The sequence below is a fragment of the Actinomycetes bacterium genome (assembly GCA_035489715.1).
In the GTDB taxonomy this organism is placed as follows: domain Bacteria; phylum Actinomycetota; class Actinomycetes; order JACCUZ01; family JACCUZ01; genus DATHAP01.
This window is the reverse complement of record DATHAP010000063.1, coordinates 1-17,217: the sequence shown is the minus strand read 5'-3', so window position 1 is coordinate 17,217 and position 17,217 is coordinate 1. Positions and strand designations below refer to the sequence as shown.

At 72.7% G+C, this 17,217-nt stretch carries 16 protein-coding genes, 2 tRNA genes and 1 other RNA gene; 8 read left to right on the top strand and 11 right to left on the bottom strand.

All coding sequences use genetic code 11. The features are described from left to right. The first annotated feature begins 4 nt into the window (after nucleotides 1-4). On the top strand, nucleotides 5-2,398 hold the full coding sequence (locus tag VK640_05575) for a penicillin-binding protein (GenBank protein HTE72652.1): 2,394 nt from the start codon (nucleotides 5-7) through the stop codon (nucleotides 2,396-2,398). A 38-nt stretch (nucleotides 2,399-2,436) separates the two neighbouring features. On the opposite strand, the gene VK640_05570 is transcribed toward VK640_05575, so the two are convergent. Then, complete coding sequence (locus VK640_05570) at nucleotides 2,437-2,892, bottom strand: GatB/YqeY domain-containing protein (GenBank protein ID HTE72651.1); 456 nt, start codon at nucleotides 2,890-2,892, stop codon at nucleotides 2,437-2,439. Nucleotides 2,893-2,942: 50 nt separating this feature from the next. Between VK640_05570 and VK640_05565 the strand changes: the two genes are divergently transcribed. Together VK640_05565 and VK640_05560 are read left to right on the top strand one after the other, a co-directional pair. After that, complete coding sequence (locus VK640_05565; GenBank protein ID HTE72650.1) at nucleotides 2,943-3,845, top strand: metallophosphoesterase; 903 nt, start codon at nucleotides 2,943-2,945, stop codon at nucleotides 3,843-3,845. 70 nt (nucleotides 3,846-3,915) lie between these two features. Then, a tRNA-Pro gene (locus tag VK640_05560) sits at nucleotides 3,916-3,989 on the top strand. Nucleotides 3,990-4,016: 27 nt separating this feature from the next. On the opposite strand, the gene VK640_05555 is transcribed toward VK640_05560, so the two are convergent. Then, entirely contained in the window at nucleotides 4,017-4,958 is a 942-nt protein-coding gene (locus VK640_05555) for a hypothetical protein (GenBank protein HTE72649.1), read from the bottom strand. A gap of 150 nt (nucleotides 4,959-5,108) precedes the next feature. On the opposite strand from VK640_05555, the gene VK640_05550 reads away from it, so the two are divergent. Together VK640_05550 and VK640_05545 are read left to right on the top strand one after the other, a co-directional pair. Next, nucleotides 5,109-5,474 carry a phage holin family protein gene (locus VK640_05550; GenBank protein HTE72648.1) on the top strand — a complete coding sequence of 122 codons (366 nt, stop codon included), beginning with the start codon at nucleotides 5,109-5,111 and terminating at the stop codon, nucleotides 5,472-5,474. After that, complete coding sequence (locus VK640_05545; GenBank protein HTE72647.1) at nucleotides 5,471-6,856, top strand: ATP-binding protein; 1,386 nt, start codon at nucleotides 5,471-5,473, stop codon at nucleotides 6,854-6,856. The genes VK640_05550 and VK640_05545 overlap by 4 nt, the downstream gene beginning before the upstream one ends. A gap of 21 nt (nucleotides 6,857-6,877) precedes the next feature. Here VK640_05545 and VK640_05540 read toward each other — a convergent pair whose 3' ends face one another. Genes VK640_05540 through VK640_05530 form a run of 3 tightly spaced genes read right to left on the bottom strand, consistent with a single transcriptional unit; the run spans nucleotide 6,878 to nucleotide 10,197 of the window. Further along, nucleotides 6,878-7,843, bottom strand: coding sequence for a DUF389 domain-containing protein (locus VK640_05540; protein HTE72646.1), 966 nt, complete (start codon nucleotides 7,841-7,843; stop codon nucleotides 6,878-6,880). 36 nt (nucleotides 7,844-7,879) lie between these two features. Continuing rightward, the gene (locus tag VK640_05535; GenBank protein HTE72645.1) at nucleotides 7,880-8,902 is read right to left on the bottom strand and encodes an aspartate-semialdehyde dehydrogenase; all 1,023 of its coding nucleotides are present in this window, start codon (nucleotides 8,900-8,902) and stop codon (nucleotides 7,880-7,882) included. A gap of 23 nt (nucleotides 8,903-8,925) precedes the next feature. Beyond that, entirely contained in the window at nucleotides 8,926-10,197 is a 1,272-nt protein-coding gene (locus tag VK640_05530) for an aspartate kinase (GenBank protein HTE72644.1), read from the bottom strand. Nucleotides 10,198-10,315: 118 nt separating this feature from the next. Between VK640_05530 and VK640_05525 the strand changes: the two genes are divergently transcribed. Further along, entirely contained in the window at nucleotides 10,316-11,239 is a 924-nt protein-coding gene (locus VK640_05525; GenBank protein ID HTE72643.1) for an ABC transporter ATP-binding protein, read from the top strand. Next, nucleotides 11,236-12,351 (top strand): ABC transporter permease subunit, encoded by a 1,116-nt coding sequence (locus VK640_05520; GenBank protein HTE72642.1) that lies wholly within the window; start codon nucleotides 11,236-11,238, stop codon nucleotides 12,349-12,351. Before VK640_05525 ends, VK640_05520 begins: the two co-directional genes overlap by 4 nt. A 28-nt stretch (nucleotides 12,352-12,379) precedes the next feature. On the opposite strand, the gene VK640_05515 is transcribed toward VK640_05520, so the two are convergent. The 5 genes from VK640_05515 to ffs form a co-directional block, all read right to left on the bottom strand. Beyond that, nucleotides 12,380-12,970 carry a DUF5063 domain-containing protein gene (locus VK640_05515; GenBank protein ID HTE72641.1) on the bottom strand — a complete coding sequence of 197 codons (591 nt, stop codon included), beginning with the start codon at nucleotides 12,968-12,970 and terminating at the stop codon, nucleotides 12,380-12,382. 21 nt (nucleotides 12,971-12,991) lie between these two features. Next, complete coding sequence (recR, locus tag VK640_05510; GenBank protein ID HTE72640.1) at nucleotides 12,992-13,591, bottom strand: recombination mediator RecR; 600 nt, start codon at nucleotides 13,589-13,591, stop codon at nucleotides 12,992-12,994. A 12-nt stretch (nucleotides 13,592-13,603) separates the two neighbouring features. Beyond that, a complete protein-coding gene (locus VK640_05505; GenBank protein ID HTE72639.1) occupies nucleotides 13,604-13,969 on the bottom strand; it encodes a YbaB/EbfC family nucleoid-associated protein in 366 nt (121 codons plus the stop codon). A gap of 49 nt (nucleotides 13,970-14,018) precedes the next feature. Next, entirely contained in the window at nucleotides 14,019-16,052 is a 2,034-nt protein-coding gene (locus VK640_05500; protein HTE72638.1) for a DNA polymerase III subunit gamma and tau, read from the bottom strand. A gap of 52 nt (nucleotides 16,053-16,104) precedes the next feature. Then, nucleotides 16,105-16,201, bottom strand: an RNA gene (gene ffs / locus VK640_05495) — signal recognition particle sRNA small type. A gap of 155 nt (nucleotides 16,202-16,356) precedes the next feature. Between ffs and VK640_05490 the strand changes: the two genes are divergently transcribed. Further along, nucleotides 16,357-16,444: transfer RNA gene (locus VK640_05490), tRNA-Ser, on the top strand. Between the two features lie 35 nt (nucleotides 16,445-16,479). Here the strand turns inward: VK640_05490 and VK640_05485 are convergent. Further along, nucleotides 16,480-17,217, bottom strand: a 738-nt coding sequence (locus tag VK640_05485; protein HTE72637.1) for a helicase HerA-like domain-containing protein, incomplete at its 5' end; no start/stop codon positions are given.

Below are 17,217 nucleotides of genomic sequence, written 5' to 3'. Positions count from 1 at the left end.
CCTCATGCAGGCTCTCCGCCCCGGCCTGGACCGGCCCGACGCCGGGTTCGTGACCCGGCTCGTGCTCTTCCTCGGGATCAGCGTGCTCTGCGGCCTCCTGGTCGCAGGGCTGGTGCTGCCCGTGGTCGGCGGTCTGGGCCTGGCGGCCCGCGACGGCGCCGAGGGCTTCGAGGACCTGCCCGCCGAGCTGGAGATTCCCCCGCTCGCCCAGCGCTCCCGGATCCTGGCCGCCGACGGCAGCCTGATCGCCACCTTCTACTCCGAGAACCGGGTCGTGGTCCCGCTTTCCGACGTCACCCCGGTCATGCGCCGGGCGGTGATCGCGATCGAGGACTCCCGCTTCTACCAGCACGGCGGCATCGACCTCCGCGGCACGATGCGCGCCTTCGTCAACAACCAGTCCGGCCAGGACGTGCAGGGCGGCTCTACCCTGACCCAGCAGTACGTCAAGCAGGTGCTGCTCGAGTCCGCCGAGAGCATCGACGACCCGAAGAAGCGGGCCGAGGCGCGGGCCGCCGCGACGGAGCAGTCCTACAGCCGCAAGTTGCGCGAGCTGCGCTACGCGGTGGCCCTGGAGGAGAAGTACTCCAAGCGGCAGATCCTCGAGCGCTACCTGAACATCGCCTACTTCGGCGGTGGTGCGTACGGCGTCGAGGCGGCCGCCCGGCGCTACTTCAGCACCCACGCCCGCGACCTGACCCTGGCACAGGCCGCGACGCTGGCCGGCATCGTCCAGCAGCCCACGGCGTTCGACCCGACGCGCAATCCCGAGCGCTCTCTCGCCCGACGCAACGTCGTGCTCAGCCGGATGGCGGCCGTCGGCGTGGTCGACCCGACGGAGGCCGAGCAGGCTAAGACCACCGAGCTCGACCTCAAGCCGTCGAAGCGCTCGACGCAGAACGGCTGCCAGGAGTCCAAGGTCGCGTTCTTCTGCGACTTCGTGCTCAAGACGATCCAGAACGACAAGGCGTTCGGCGCCACCCGCACCGACCGGACCAACCTGCTGCTCAAGGGCGGCCTGACCATCACCACGACGCTGGACCGCAACGCGCAGCGCAACGCCCAGGACGCGGTGAGCGAGTACGTCAACCCGCGCGACAAGGTGGCCTCCGCGCTGGCCACGGTGCAACCGGGCACCGGGCAGATCAAGGCGATGGCGACCAGCCGCAGCTTCGGCGACGGCAAGGGGCAGTTCAAGTTCAACCCCGCGACCGACCAGGCGTACGGCGGCAGCCGAGGGTTCCAGGCCGGGTCGACCTTCAAGGTGTTCGTCGCCGCGGCGGCGCTGGAGAAGGGCTACCCCTTCGACTACGGCATCTACTCGCCCTACCAGGTCGACATCGGCCCGGTCGAGGCGTGCAACGGCGAGACGCTCTACGACAAGTGGGACCCGGTCAACGAGACCGAGAGCGAGAACGGCTACTACACGCTGCGCACCGGCATCGAGGGGTCGATCAACACCTACTTCGCCCAGCTGAGCGAGCGGGTCGGCGTCTGCCGCCCCGCCGAGCTGGCCGCGGCGATGGGCGTGCGCCGCGCCGATGGCAAGAAGCTCCAGGTGGTCAAGTCGTTCACCCTCGGGGTCAACGAGGTCTCCCCGCTGACGATGGCCGAGGCCTACGCGACGTTCGCCGCCCGCGGCACCCACTGCAACGCGATCGCGATCCTCGAGGTGACCGACCCGAGCGGCAACCGGCTCAGCGTCCCCGACGCCGACTGCCAGCAGGTGATCGACCAGGAGATCGCCGACGGCATGAACGAGCTGCTGCAGGGCGTGATGACCAACGGCACCGGTGCCCGGGCGCAGATCGGGCGCCCCTCCGCCGGCAAGACCGGCACCACGAACCAGCGGGCCAACGTCTGGTTCATCGGCTACACGCCCGACCTCGCGACCGCGGTGTGGGCGGGCAACCCGTCACCGCCGAAGGGTGGCTACCCGCTCTTCGACCGGGTCATCGGTGGCCGCTACTACGGCGACGTCTGCGGCGGCTGCCTGCCCGGGCCGATCTGGCAGACGATGATGAGCCGCACGCTGGCCAACGTCCCGGTGAGCTCGTTCAGCGAGGCGACCGACGACGTCGTGCGCGGCGAGTCGATCCAGGTCCCGTCGGTGACCGGCATGTCGGTCGAGCAGGCCAAGAAGGTGCTGCGGCAGGCCCAGCTCGACCCGGTGGAGAGCGGAGACCGGGTCTACGCGGCCTACGCCCCCGAAGGCACGGTCGCCTACTCCTACCCGGGCGACGGCGCCTCGGTCTACCCCGGCCAGCGCGTCGTCATCTACGTCAGCGCCGGCCCGCCGCCGGCCGAGCCGCCGCCGCCGACGTCCGAGCCGCAGAACACCCTGGGCCCGGACGACTGCGAGAACTCCAACCGCCCGGAGTGCCGTAACCGCCCGTGACCCGGGGCCCCACCTGCGGGCCGACGCCGGCTCCGGGTCTAGAGACCGAGCTGGCGACGTACCTCCGCGGCGACCCGGCCACCCTCGGCCCGGCCGGCGGTCTTCGGCGTGACGCCCTTCATCACCTGGCCCATGGCCTGCGGACCGGAGACGCCGGTCTCCCCGATCGCCGCGGCGACCAGGTCGCGCAGCTCGTCGTCGCCCAGCTGGGCCGGCAGGTAGGTCGCGATGACCTCGCCCTCGGCGCGCTCCCGCTCGGCGCTCTCCGGCCGGCCGCCCTGGTCGAACGCCTCGGCGGCCTCGCGACGCTTCTTCGCCTCGCGGCCCAGCACGGTGACGACCTCGGCGTCGTCGAGCTGGCGCGCCGACTTGCCCGCGACCTCCTCGGTGCGGACCGCGGTGAGCACCATCCGCAGCGTGGCGGAGCGCAGCTCGTCACGCGCCTTCATCGCCGCGGTGAGGTCGGCCTGCAGCTGGTCCTTGAGTGGGGACATGCCGGCAAGTGTGTCAGCATCGGGTGGTGTCTCGACCTCCCCGCACGCCGCTGTCCGCGGCTGCCGTCGCGACCGCCGCGGGTGCGGTGGCCGGGGCGGCCTGCCTGACCTGGGCTGCGGCGTACGAGATCCGCGCGTTCACGCTGCGTCGGGTCGAGGTGCCGGTTCTCGCACCGGGTGCCCGGCCGCTGCGGGTGCTGCACGTCTCCGACCTGCACCTGACGCCCGGCCAGAAGGCGAAGCGCGAGTGGGTCCGCTCGCTGGCCGGTCTGGAGCCGGACCTGGTCGTCGACACCGGAGACAACCTGGCGCACCGAGAGTCGGTGCCGGCGGTCCTGGACGCGCTCGGCCCGCTGCTCGAGCGGCCCGGCGCCTTCGTCATGGGCTCGAACGACTACTACGAGCCGACGTTCAAGAATCCGGCCCGCTACCTGCTGCCGGTCGGCGAGCCGCGTCTGTCGAAGCACCGGATGCCCACCGACGACCTGCGCGACGGCCTGCTCGCCGCCGGCTGGGTCGACCTCGACAACGCCCGCGAGCGGATCAAGGCCGACCACCGAGAGATCGAGCTGGTCGGCACCGACGACGCGCACATCCGGCAGGACCGCTACCAGGACGTGGCCGGTCCCGCCGACCCCGCAGCCGACCTGTCGATCGGCGTCACCCACGCCCCCTACCGCCGGGTCCTGGACCCGATGGTCGCCGACGGCTTCCCGCTGGTGCTGGCCGGCCACACGCACGGCGGCCAGCTCTGCGTGCCGTTCGTCGGCGCGCTGGTGACCAACTGCGACCTGCCGCGGCGCCAGGCGAAGGGGCTCTCCACCCACGAGCACGGCGGGCGCCGTGCCTTCCTGCACGTCTCCGCCGGAGTCGGTACGTCGCCGTACGCGCAGGTGCGCTTCGCCTGCCGCCCCGAGGCGACGCTGCTGACCCTGGTGCCGCGGGAGTCCTGACAGGTTCAACCGGCCCGACCCGGCCGGGCGGAGCACTCCCCCGCACCGGCTAGACTGTCCGCGCTTCCTTCGGGGTGTAGCGCAGCTTGGTAGCGCGCTGCGTTCGGGACGCAGAGGTCGTGGGTTCAAATCCCGCCACCCCGACAGCAGACGGCCGGTGCTTCGCGAGATTCAGAGGCGCCGGCTGTCCGTCGTCCCGGGCCGAGTCGCCACGGCGGTGTGGCGCCGCCCTGCTGCGCGGTCAACGAACCGGCCCCACCCGGCGTGCTCGGCGAAGACCCGGCCCACCACCGCCATCACGATGACCACGAAGCCGAAGGCGACAAGCCACGACGCAGCGGCGAGCACCAGGCCGAAGGTGCCGAACTGCTCGACGCTGACCTTGACGTAGCGCGGCATCACGATGTTCGACCCGGTGGTGAGCAGGAGCATGCCCAACGCCGTGAGCACGGCGGTCGGCAACAGGTGCGACCACGCGACCCGCCACAGCAGCAGCACCCGGGCGCCCCACCACCAGATCAGGACCGCAAAGGTGCCGAGGACCACGACCTGCGGCGCCGGGTGCCCCGGGACGTCGGCGAGCAGACCGCCGACAAGCACCACGCCGTCGAGGTAGATGAGCCAGCCCACGAGCCAGATCACGCTGCTCCGCACGGCGCCGCTGCGGCGCACGCCCGTCAGGTCCCAGATCTTCGCGTAGGTCCGCTGCAGGGCGCGCGAGAAGCTGGTCGCCGAGATCAACGTGATCAGCAGTCCGATGTACCCGGTCTCCTGACGCAGCTCCGACTCGGGGAGCACCAGCTTCTGGAGCGGCCCGGTGGCCTCGGGGGCGAGCCCCATCGCGTCCCGGATGTGGGCGAGCACGTCGGCTCCGAAGGAAGGCGGCGCGAAGGCGGCCACGACCACGAGCAGCGGCAGCACGGCCAGCAGGGCCTGCGCACCAATCGCCAGCGATCGGTCGATCACCTCGACGCGGACCAGCTCGGAGACCAGTCGACCGAGGACCGGGATCCGAGCCAGCAGGTCGGACGTCCAGGCCCGGGTCCGGGCGGTCCGCTCGCTGCCGCCCTGGGCCCAGCCGCGCAGGCGCGAGAAGCGGCCCGTGGAGCGCACGGGACGAGGCTCCCGGCGCGGGCCGGACGGTGCATCACCCCTCATGGGTGAGGCGGCGACGCCGGTCGGCTCGACATCCTGGCCGCGAGGAGCCGCGCCGGTGCGGCACGCCTGCGTCTGCGGACGCCGTCCGAGGAGCACGATGTCGCCATGCTGAAGTGGTTGCTCGTCCGCCTGCTCGTCATCGCCGCAGCGTTCTGGATCACCGCCTGGCTGATCCCGGGCTTCGAGGTCGACGGCGGCTTCTTCACCTACCTCTGGGTCGCCCTCCTGTTCGGCATCGTCAACGCGGTGCTCGGGCCGATCCTGCACCTGATCTCGCTGCCGCTGACGATCATCACGCTGGGGCTCTTCGCCCTGGTCGTCAACGCGGTCGTCCTGGCAGCGGTCGCCGGCCTCAGCGACAAGCTCGACGTCGGGGGCTTCGGCTGGACCATCGTGGCCGCGCTGGTCATCAGCATCGTGTCCGCCGTCCTGGGCGCCATCAGCAACCGGGCGCTGGCCGGCACGCAGTGACCGGCGGCGCGTCCTCGCCGGACGGTCGGACCATCGCCGTCACGTCCGCCGACAGCGGCACGTCACCGGGTGACATCGTCCTGCTCCGCAGCGGGGACAGGACGTACCTGGGTCAGGTCCTCGAGCCCCCGACGACCGGGTCCGACGGCGTCGAGCGCTCGACCGGGCTGCTGGTCGGGGCGATGCGGCCCGACGGCACGGTCGACCGGTCGGCGCGGGCGCCCTTCGCCGACGCCTCGGTCGGACCCGTCGCCGCCGAGACCCTCGAGGCCCTGCAGGCCGCCGTCGGCGCGACGCTCCCGATCGGCTCCTGGAGCCCGTCCGGGGCCACCGTGCCGGCCCGGCTCCGCCCGCAGGGCTTCGGCCGCCACACCTTTCTGTGCGGCCAGAGCGGGTCCGGCAAGACGTACGCCCTCGGCGTGCTGCTCGAGCAGCTGCTGCTCGGCACCGACCTGCGGATGGTGGTGCTCGACCCCAACGCCGACTACGTGCGGCTGGGCACGCCGCGCCCGGACGCACCTGCCGACCTCTCCGAGCGGCTGGCGGCCACCGACGTCCGGGTCCTGGCCGCCGACGGTGCCGGCCGCGAGGGCAGCGAGCCGCTGCGGATGCGCTTCATGACCATGCCGGTCGCGGCCCGGGCCGCGCTGCTCCGGCTCGACCCGCTCCGCGACCGCGACGAGTACAACCACTTCCTGCACATGTCCGACAGCTCGGAGTCGGTCCAGGGCATCGACGACCTCGTGCGCCGGATGCGCGAGCAGGGCGGGAACGGAGAGGCGCTCGCGCAGCGCATCGAGAACCTCGGGCTTCTGGACTGGGAGGTCTGGGCCGGCGAGCGCCGCTCGGCCTGGGAGGTCGTCGAGGACGGGCCGCGGATGACGGTGCTCGACCTCAGCGGGTTCCGGGACCCGCACGAGCCGGTCGCCGCGAGCCTCGACCTGGTGGAGCGGCTGTGGCAGCAGCGCGAGGGCCGGACACCCACGCTGCTGGTCATCGACGAGGCGCACAACCTGTGCCCGGCACGGCCGGCCGGCCCCGCGCAGGCGGCGCTGGTCGAGCGGCTGGTGCAGATCGCGGCCGAAGGTCGCAAGTACGGCCTGTGGCTGCTGCTCTCGACCCAGCGACCGTCGAAGATCCACCCGCAGGTGCTGTCGCAGTGCGACAACCTGCTGCTGATGCGGATGAACTCGCCCGGCGACCTGGCAGAGCTGGCAGACGTCTTCGGCTTCGCACCACCCGCGATGCTGCGCTCGTCACCGTTCTTCGTGCAGGGCGAGGTGCTGGCCGCCGGCGCATTCGTGCCTGCCCCCGCCGTGCTGCGCATGGGCGTCCGGCTCACACCCGAGGGCGGCACCGACGTGGCGGTCCCGGTCCCCTGACGGCGTACGCCGCGACGCCGGTCAGTCGGGCGGGCCTGACGGGAGCCGTCGGCGCAGCGGCCGGCGCACCGACGCCCGCGACCACAGGGCGCGCTGGACCGCGAGGGTGAGCCAGCCGGCAACGGCCATGCCCGAGAGGTTGAGCAGCAGCTGGAGGCCGCTCCCGGTCACCTCGTCCCAGACGCCGAACGCCAGCCCCAGGGCGACGTTGCCGGACGCGGGCACGGTCGTCACCGAGATGAAGACCCCGGAGAGCCCGCCGACCTTCGCCGAGGTGAGCGACAGGACACCGGCGGCCGCCGCGATCACCGCGACCACGAACGTCCAGCGGTCCGGCGAGTAGATGAAGTGCGTCTCCGGCCGACTGCCGGTCACGTCCTCCGCGTCGACCCAGCCGAGCCACCGCGCCGTCAGTGCTGCCAGGGTTGCCAGCAGGATCGCGACGGTGAAGCCCAGCAGCAGCGTCGAGGCAGCCCGGCGGAAAAGGCTTCTGCGGCGTCGCACCAGTGCCAGGCCAAGAGCGGCGATCGGCACGAACTCCGGTCCGAGCACCATCGCGCCGATCACCAGGACCTGCGAGTCCAGCACGATGGCGATCGATGCGAGCAGGGTCGCGAGGGTCATGAAGCTCAGGTAGGTCCAGTTGAGCTCGGACTCCTCGTACGCGCGCTGCGTCACGTCGGCCCACACCACGGCGTCCGCGCTGCTGCCGGGCGTGCGCTGCTCGGCCGCGAGGCCGCGCTGCGACAGCCAGGCGTGGACCGCCTCGACCTGGATCGTGCCGTCCTCCTGCACTCCGAGGTCGCGCAGGTGGTCGACGACCTCGTTGACCCCCTCGCGGGCGATGTCGGCGAGCACCACGTCGCCCTCGGGGGAGATCGACGCTCCGCGTAGGACCGACAGGCTGCTGACCGCCGGGTCCGAGCGCAGCAGCTCGACGACGTCGGCGGAGAGCTCCGCGCGAACGGAGACACGCAGCGACATCACGGGGACATGCTGCCGTACCCGGCGTGCGACGACCGGCTAACGGCGGGCGGCGACCAGCTCGGCGATCTGCACGGCGTTGAGCGCGGCACCCTTGCGCAAGTTGTCGCCGACGACGAAGAGCGCCAGGCCGCGTCCGTCGGGCACGCCCGGGTCCTGCCGGATGCGCCCCACCAGGCTCGGGTCGGTGCCGGCCGCCGCCAACGGAGTGGGTACGTCGGCCAGCTCGACACCCGGCGCTGCCGCGAGGAGCTCGATCGCGCGGGCGACCGACAGCGGTCGCTCGAACTCCACGTTGAGCGACAGCGAGTGCCCGGTGTAGACCGGCACCCGCACGCAGGTGCCCGAGACGAGCAGCTGCGGAATGCCGAGGATCTTGCGGCTCTCGTTGCGCAGCTTCTGCTCCTCGTCGGTCTCGAACGAGCCGTCGGGGACGAGCGAGCCGGCCATCGGGAGCACGTTGAAGGCGATCGGGGCGATGTACTTCTCGGGCTCCGGGTAGGGCACGGCCGAGCCGTCGTGCACCAGCTCGGTGGCCCGGTCGACCACCTGACGGGCCTGCTTGTCGAGCTCGTCGACACCGGCGCCTCCGCTCCCGGAGACCGCCTGGTAGGTGCTGGCCACCATCCGCACCAGGCCGGCCTCGTCGTGCAGTGGCTTCAGTGCCGGCATCGCGGCCATCGTCGTGCAGTTGGGGTTGGCGATGATGCCCTTGACCGCGTTGGCCACCTCGTCGCCGTTGACCTCGCTGACGACCAGCGGCACCTGGGGGTGCATCCGCCACGCGGACGAGTTGTCGACGACGACCGCACCGGCCGCGGCGTACCGCTCCGCGATGGCCCGCGATGTCGTCGCGCCCGCAGAGAACACCGCGATGTCGAGGTCGCTGACGTCGGCGGTGCTGGCGTCCTCGACGACGACCTCCTCTCCACGCCACGGCAGCGTGCTGCCGGCCGAGCGGGCGGAGGCGAAGAACCTGATGCGGGACAACGGGAACCCGCGCTCGTCCAGCAGCCGCCGCATCACGGTGCCGACCTGACCGGTCGCACCGACGATACCCACGGTCAGACCGTCCCTTCTGCTGCTCACCTGCCGGTCCCTCCGTAGACGACGGCCTCCGTCTGGGCCGTGTCGAGCTCGAACGCGCTGTGCACGGCCGTGACGGCGGCGTCGACGTCCTCGCCGCGGACGACGACCGAGATCCGGATCTCCGACGTCGAGATCATCTCGATGTTGACGCCGGCGTCGGCGAGGGCGCCGAAGAACGTGGCGGAGACGCCGGGGTGCGAGCGCATGCCGGCCCCGACGAGCGACACCTTGCCGACCTGGTCGTCGTAGAGCAGGTCCTCGAAGCCGACCTGGCCCTGGATCCGGCTCAGCGCCGACATCGCGGTCTGCCCGTCGCTCTTGGGCAGCGTGAACGAGATGTCGGTGCGGCCGGTGGCGGCAGCGGAGATGTTCTGCACGATCATGTCGATGTTGATCTCGGCGGCGGCGATGGCGCGGAAGAGCACCGCGGCCTCGCCCGGCTTGTCCGGCACGCCGACGACGGTGATCTTGGCCTCGGAGCGGTCGTGCGCGACGCCGCTGATGATGGCCTGCTCCATCTGGTCGACCCCTTCGTCCTCGTCGGTGACCCAGGTGCCCTCGCGGGTCGAGAACGACGACCGCACGTGGACCGGGATCGAGTACCTGCGGGCGTACTCCACGCACCGCAGGTGCAGCACCTTGGCGCCGCACGCCGCCATCTCCAGCATCTCCTCGTAGGAGATGCGGGACAGCCGGCGCGCGGTCGGCACGATGCGCGGGTCGGCGGAGAACACCCCGTCGACGTCGGTGTAGATCTCGCACACCTGCGCCCCGAGCGCAGCGGCCAGTGCGACCGCCGTCGTGTCCGTGCCGCCGCGGCCGAGGGTGGTGATCTCCTTGGTGTCCTGGGAGACGCCCTGGAAGCCGGCGACGATGACGATGGCGCCCTCGTCCAGGGCGGACCGGATGCGGCCCGGGGTGATGTCGATGATGCGGGCCTTGCCGTGCGTCGAGTCGGTGATGACGCCGGCCTGGCTGCCGGTGTAGGACCGCGCCTCGTAGCCCAGGTTGGCGATCGCCATGGCCAGCAGGGCCATCGAGATGCGCTCGCCGGCCGTGAGCAGCATGTCGAGCTCGCGGCCGGGCGGCAGCGGGCTCACCTGCTGGGCGAGGTCGACGAGCTCGTCGGTCGTGTCGCCCATCGCCGAGACCGCGACGACGACGTCGTTGCCGGCCTTGCGGGTGTCGACGATGCGCTTCGCGACGCGCTTGATCGAGTCGGCGTCGGCGACGGAGGAGCCTCCGTACTTCTGCACGACCAGGGCCACGACCGCGACTCCTTCGCTCGCTCTCCTCCGGCTGGACGTCCCAGTCTAGGGAGGGGTGGACGGGCGACCCCCGCGCGTCCGGCAGCCGGAACCCGCGCGGGTGGGCCAGGATCGGGTGATGGAAGCCGCCGGGGGGATCCTCGTCGACGGTGTCGCACGCCGCTTCGGGGCGGTCGAGGCGGTGCGGCACATCGACCTGACGGCGCCGCCGGGCGAGGTCACCGCCCTGGTCGGACCCAACGGCTCCGGCAAGACCACGCTCTTCCTGGTGCTCGCCTCGCTGCTCGTCCCGGACGCCGGACGGGTGTCGGTCGGCGGCCACGACCCGGTCACCGAGCCGGACGCGGTGCGCGCCGTGCTCGGTTGGTCGCCGGACGTCTTCGGCGTCTACGACAACCTGACGGTGCGGGAGTACCTCGAGTTCTTCGCGGCCGCGTACCTGCTCCCGGCCGGCGCGCGGCGAGGGCGGGCGGACGAGCTGCTGTCGGACGTGCACCTGGAGACGTTCGCCGGCTCACCGGTGCACGTCCTCTCGCGCGGCCAGAAGCAGCGGCTCGGGCTGGCCCGCGCGCTGGTGCACCGTCCGCGGGTGCTGGTGCTCGACGAGCCGGCCAGCGGGCTCGACCCGCGCAGCCGGGTGGACCTGCGGGAGCTGCTCAGGGCGCAGGCTGCGGCCGGGGTGGCGGTGCTGGTCTCGAGCCACGTCCTGTCCGACCTCGAGGAGGTCGCCGACCGGGTGGTGTTCATCGAGGGCGGGCGGACGGTCGGCGAGCACTCGGTGCGGGCACTGCCGCAGGCCCGGGCCCGACCGTGGCGGATCCGCTCCCTGGACGACGGCGCGCTGGTCGCCGTGCTCGACTCGATGGGCATGGCGCACTCGGCGCCCGGCCCCTCCGGGCTCGAGGTCGTGGTCGGCTCGGACGAGGAGGCCGCCGACCTGGTGGTGGCCCTGGTCCGCGCCGGCGTGCGCGTGGTGTCGCTGGCGCCCAGCGGCGGCGACCTCGAGGCGGCCTACCTCGAGCTGACGGAGGAGCGCCGATGACCGTCAGCAAGGACCGGCTGGACCGGCTGGACCGCCCGGCGACGCCGGCGCCCTCGCGTGCCGGCAGCCTGCTGGCCGGGGTGCGGACGGTCGCCGAGCAGGAGTTCCGGCTGCGGATCCGTGCCGGGCGGTGGCGCTGGCTGCTCGGCATCTGGTTCGGCGTCGTGCTGGTGTTCGCGCTGCTGCTGCGGCTGGGCATCGACGCGGTGACCTCGGCCGGCGACAGCCGGCCGGTAGGCCCGACGCTGTTCGGCGGGGTGCTGCTCTTCGTCCTCGGGCTGGCGCTGCTCGTGGTGCCAGCGCTGACTGCGCAGTCGATCAACGGCGACCGGGAGCGCGGGACGCTGGCCACCCTCCAGGTGACCCGGCTGACCGCTGCCCAGATCGCGCTCGGCAAGCTGGCCGCAGCCTGGGGCACGGCGGTTGTCTTTCTGGCGCTGACGCTGCCGATCGTCGGGTGGGCGATGGTCGAGGGCGGCCTGCCTCTGGTCAACGTCGTGAGCACGCTGCTGGTCGTGGCGCTGCTGCTCGGTGTCGTGTGCGCTCTCGCGCAGTGCCTGTCGGCGGTCTTCGCCCGCAGCATCACCTCCGCACTGATGTCCTACGTCACCGTCTTCGCGCTCACCGTCGGGACGCTGATCGCCTTCGGGCTGGCCACCGCACTGACCAGCGAGCAGGCGACCGTCTACTACCGGAGCCCGGCCGTGGACCCGGAGACCGGGCGGATAGACCCCGACGGCCCGGTCACCCGCAGCAGCTACACGACCACCCGGGTGCGGCCGGACCGCACCTGGCCGCTGCTCGCGCCCAACCCGTTCGTCGTGCTCGCCGACTCGGCCCCGGCCCTGCCCGAACGGCTGGACCCGCGGACCGGCGAGCGGGTGCCGGAGACGCTGGACCCGCTGGGCGAGCTGGGCAACGCCATCCGGGAGGCGCGCCGCCCGCCGAGAGACGGCCAGCGTTTCGGCGACACCGCGCCGGACGGCGGAGGTCCGGTCTGGCCGTACGGTCTGGCCTTCGACGTGCTGCTCGGCGTCGGCGCGGTGATCGTGACCGTGCGCCGGCTGCGCACGCCGGTCCATCGCCTGCCGCGCGGTGTCCGGATCGCCTGACTCCCGGGTGCCCCGGCGGTGTGCCGGCCTAGGGGTGCTGGTGCACCTCGGCGACGGTCTCGGCGAGCAGCCGGTCCTCGACCTTGACGGTCTCGTCGAGGTCGGTGTCGAGCCGCACGTGGGACACGACCGAGTGCAGCGCGCGGAGCACCGACGAGGCGGTGCTGCCCCAGTTGCTCAGGTAGGAGAACTGCCACCACCACAGCGCCTCGGTGGACCGGCCGGCACGGTAGTGCTGCAGGCCGTGCAGGAGGTCGCTCATCACGTCGGTGATGTCGTCGGAGAGCCGGCTGGTGAAGAGCTCCGGCTCGCTCGCGTAGGGGTCGAAGAGCGCGGCGTGCTCGTCGATCGGCTCGAGCAGGTTGGCCAGCGACGAGCGCAACCCCTCGAGGTCGGGGTCGAAGCCGGCGTCGGGCTCGAACCGGTCGTCGGGCACCACGTCGGAGATCGCACCGAGCCGGCCGCCGGCCAGCAGCAGCTGCGACACCTCGAGCAGCAGCAGCGAGATCGCGTAGTCGGGGTCCTGCGCGGCCGCGATCTCGCGCACCGCGACCACGAAGCTCTCGACCTGGTCGGCGATCTCGACCGTGAAGTCGGACAGGTCGTCGGTCGCAGTCATGGGCCCATCCTCACCACTCGGTCACACATCGAGCAACCGCCGCCCCTCGAAGGCCCGACCGAGCGTGACCTCGTCGGCGTACTCCAGGTCGCCGCCGACCGGCAGGCCGCTCGCCAGGCGGGTCACCCGCAGCCCCATCGGCTTGACCAGCCGGGCCAGGTAGGTCGCCGTCGCCTCCCCCTCGAGGTTGGGGTCGGTGGCGAGGATGAGCTCGGTCACCTCGCCGTCGGCCAGCCGGGTCATCAGCTCGCGGACCCGCAGGTCGTCGGGACCGATGCCCTCTATCGGGCTGATCGCGCCGCCCAGCACGTGGTAGCGCCCGCGGAACTCGCGGGTCTTCTCGATCGCGACCACGTCCTTGGGCTCCTCGACCACGCAGATGACCGTGAGGTCCCGGCGCGCGTCCCGGCAGATGCGGCACTGCTCGTCCTCGGCGACGTTGCCGCAGGTGGCGCAGAACCGGACTCTCTCCTTGACCTCGGTGAGGGCGGAGACGAGACGGCGTACGTCGGCAGGCTCGGCAGCCAGGAGGTGGAACGCGATGCGCTGGGCCGACTTCGGCCCGACGCCCGGCAGCCGACCGAGCTCGTCGATCAGGTCCTGGACGACGCCCTCGTACACCGCGGTCCTCGCCTACAGGCCCGGCAGCCCGAGGCCGCCGCCCATGCCGCCCAGCCCCTCGGCCAGCGGGGCCATGGTCTGGTCCTGCAGCTCCCGCGCTGCCCGGTTGGCGTCGCGGATCGCCGCGACCACCAGGTCGGCCAGCCCCTCGGCGTCGTCCGGGTCGATGGCGGCCGGATCGATGCGCAGCCCCACCACCTCACCGCCGCCGGTGACCGTCGCGTGGACCAGCTCACCGCCGGCCGAGCCGGTCACCTCGGCCCGGGCCAGCTCCTCCTGCGCCTCCAGGAGGCGGGTCTGCATGGCCTGGGCCTGTTGCAGCAGGCCGGCGAGGTTGTCGTCGGACAGGTCGGAGCCGGGGGCGTCGGGAGTGCTCACCCGTGGAGCCTACGGCCCCGGGACGAGGCCGGGTCCCCTCACCGGGCCCTCAGCTGGCGTCGTACTCGCCGATGACCTTGGCGCCCAGCTCGCGGGCGAGCAGGTCCTGGGAGGTCAGACCGGTCTCGTCGGCGTCCGGGTCGTCGGCGGAGGGGACGTCGTCGGCGGAGCCGCCCGGGTTGCCGCTCGCTGTCTCCGCCTCCTCGGCGACCGCCGCCATCGCGGCCGCCCGGCCGCTGGGGGCGGCGGGGCGCTCCGGCTGCGGTGCGGCAGGGGCTGTTCGAGCGCCCGGGCCGGCGGTCGGGGACTGGCCGGCCGTGGGCCGGGCGGCCGGCGACTGGGCGGCTGCCGGTCCCGCGCCGGCGGGCGCACCGGCGGCGGCCGGGTCGGTCGAGGGGTCGACCACCGCGTCGACCTTCCAGTCCACGGCCAGCACGGTGATCAGCGCCTGCCGCACGATCTCGTCGCTGCCGCTGCTGGTGAAGCTGTCCCGCGCCCCGGCGTTGACCATCGAAAGGGTCAGCCGGCCGTTCGCCACCCCGGCCACCTGCGCGTTGTGGCTGAGCAGCGTCCAGGAGAAGCGGCGCATCCCCTTGACCACGTCGAGGACGTCGGGCCACATCCGGCGGACGGTGATCAGATCGACCCCGCCGGCCGGGTCGGCCGCCGCGGCAGACGCCGGCTCGGGCGTGGCAGCCGGCGTGGCCTCCGCGGTGGCCGTCGTTGCCTCCGCGGCGGCCGGCGTGGGCTCCGCGGCAGTCGGTGCGGGCTCCGCAACGGCGGCAGCCTCAGCCCCTGCCGGAGCCGGCTCGGCTGCCGACGCCGGCGCGGTCACGGGTGCCGGCCGGGCCTGGGTCGCGGTTGGTGCCGGGCGGGTCGCTGACGGCGTACCGACGGACTGCTCCCCCGCGCCGACCGGACCGGTGGCGAGCCGGCGCTCGAGCCGGTCGAGGCGAGCCGCGAAGCCGCGCTCGGCGTGGTCGGCAGCGGGCAGAAGCACGCGCGCCACGATGAGCTCGAGGTGCAGCCGGGGGGCGGTGGCGCCGCGCATCTCGGTCAGGCCGGCGTTGACGACGTCGGCGGCGCGGGAGAGCTCGGCCCGCCCGAAGTGGGCGGCCTGCTGGCGCATCCGCTCCAGCTCGTCGTCGGGGTGCTCGCCGAGGATGCTGCCCGCCGCGTCGGGCACGGCGTCGATGACGATCAGGTCGCGCAACCGCTCGAGCAGGTCCTCGGTGAAGCGGCGGGGGTCGTGGCCGCCCTCGACGACCCGGTCGACGATGCGGAAGACCGCCGCCGCATCACCGGCCGCGAACGCGTCGATGGTGTCGTCGAGCAGGCTGGCGTCGGTGTAGCCGAGCAGGGCGGCGGCACCGGAGTAGGTCAGGCCGTCGGCGCCCGCCCCGGCGAGCAGCTGGTCCAGGACGCTGAGCGAGTCGCGGACCGAGCCGCGGCCCGCCCTCACCACCAGCGAGAGCACCGCCGGGTCGACCACGACCTTCTCCTGCTCGCACACCCCTGCCAGGTGGGCCTGCAGCTCGGTCGGCGGCACCAGCCGGAACGGGTAGTGGTGGGTGCGGGAGCGGATCGTCGCGATGACCTTGTCCGGCTCGGTGGTCGCGAAGACGAACTTCACGTGCTCCGGCGGCTCCTCGACGAGCTTGAGCAGCGCGTTGAAGCCCTCGCGGGACACCATGTGCGCCTCGTCGATGATGTAGACCTTGAAGCGCGACGACGCCGGGGCGTAGAACGCGCGCTCGCGCAGGTCGCGCGCGTCGTCGACACCACCGTGGCTGGCCGCGTCGATCTCGATGACGTCGAGGCTGCCGGCACCGCCGGGTCCCAGGTCCTGGCAGGACTGGCAGACGCCGCAGGGCGTCGGGGTCGGGCCCTGCTCGCAGTTGAGGCAGCGGGCCAGGATGCGGGCGCTGGTCGTCTTGCCGCAGCCACGCGGGCCGCTGAACAGGTAGGCGTGATGGGTGCGGTCGGAGGACAGCGCGTTGCGCAGCGGCGTCGTGACGTGACCCTGCCCGATGACCTCGTCGAAGGTCGAGGGCCGGTACCTGCGGTAGAGCGCCTGGGTCACGCACCGACCCTAGCCGGGTCCACCGACCGGCGACCGATGCTCTCCACCGGCAGCAAAGGACCCCCCGCACACCCGCCAGAGCCTGCCTACCCTTGCTGCCTTCCGGCCCTGGGGGAGTTCAGCGGGATGACGCCGCACGAGGGGTCGGCGCACCACTCTACCCGCCCACCACCACCCACCCAGACGGCCACCTTTGTGGACGCTGACACACCACGCGGGCGGCGTGTCTGGTGCGTCCGCAACGACAAAGCCGGGGCGGCGGCGAGATTCGGGCGGGTGTCGGTGCTCCGGTACCCTGCTGCGCGGAGGACTCGCCTAGTGGCCTAGGGCGCACGCTTGGAAAGCGTGTTGGGGGCAACCCCTCGCGGGTTCGAATCCCGCGTCCTCCGCCAGACATCCCCCGCCCGGGTCCCCGCGCGCCGCTCGCTCAGCGGCGGCGGGTGCCGAAGATGCTGCGGGTGATCTCGCGGCCGAGCACGGCGGCCGCCGAGCGGGCCATCTGCTTGAAGGCCGACGACTCGATCACCTTCTCGGCGGTCGACTTCTCCGGTGCCTCGCGGCGGGACGCAGGTGTACGGCGAGGCCGGTCGCCCGAGGACGGCTTGCCGCCCTGCGGCGACCCCATCTTCGCGGGCTTCTGCATCCGGGCGGCCAGCCGCTCGTACGCCGACTCCCGGTCGACCTGCTCGGCGTACTTCGCCGTCAACGGCGACGCCTCGACGGCCGCCGTCAGCAGCGCGGCGTCGGCCGGTGCCATCCGCGACTGCGGAGCACGCAGCCGGGTCCAGGCGACCGGCGTCGGGGCACCGCGCTCGGACATCACCGTGACGACGGCCTCGCCGATGCCCACCTGGGTCAGTACCTCCTCGAGGTCGTAGCCCGACATCGGGAAGGTCGACGCGGTCGCCTTGAGCGCCTTGGCGTCAGCCGGGGTGAAGGCGCGCAGCGCGTGCTGCACCCGGTTGGCCAGCTGGGCGAGGACGTCGGCCGGCACGTCCTTCGGCGTCTGCGTGACGAAGAAGACGCCGACGCCCTTGGACCGGATCAGCCGCACGGTCTGCGCGATCGCACCGAGGAACTCCTTGGACGCGTCGTCGAAGAGCAGGTGCGCCTCGTCGAAGAAGAACACCAGCTTGGGCTTGTCGACGTCGCCGACCTCGGGCAG

Bases quoted from the DNA above. Each gene is read 5' to 3' on its own strand.
- VK640_05550 (HTE72648.1), top strand. From the start codon at position 5,109: ATGCTGAAGTGGTTGCTCGTCCGCCTGCTCGTCATCGCCGCAGCGTTC.
- VK640_05570 (HTE72651.1), bottom strand. From the start codon at position 2,892: ATGTCCCCACTCAAGGACCAGCTGCAGGCCGACCTCACCGCGGCGATG.
- VK640_05515 (HTE72641.1), bottom strand. From the start codon at position 12,970: ATGACTGCGACCGACGACCTGTCCGACTTCACGGTCGAGATCGCCGAC.
- VK640_05520 (HTE72642.1), top strand. From the start codon at position 11,236: ATGACCGTCAGCAAGGACCGGCTGGACCGGCTGGACCGCCCGGCGACG.
- VK640_05525 (HTE72643.1), top strand. From the start codon at position 10,316: ATGGAAGCCGCCGGGGGGATCCTCGTCGACGGTGTCGCACGCCGCTTC.
- VK640_05575 (HTE72652.1), top strand. From the start codon at position 5: ATGCAGGCTCTCCGCCCCGGCCTGGACCGGCCCGACGCCGGGTTCGTG.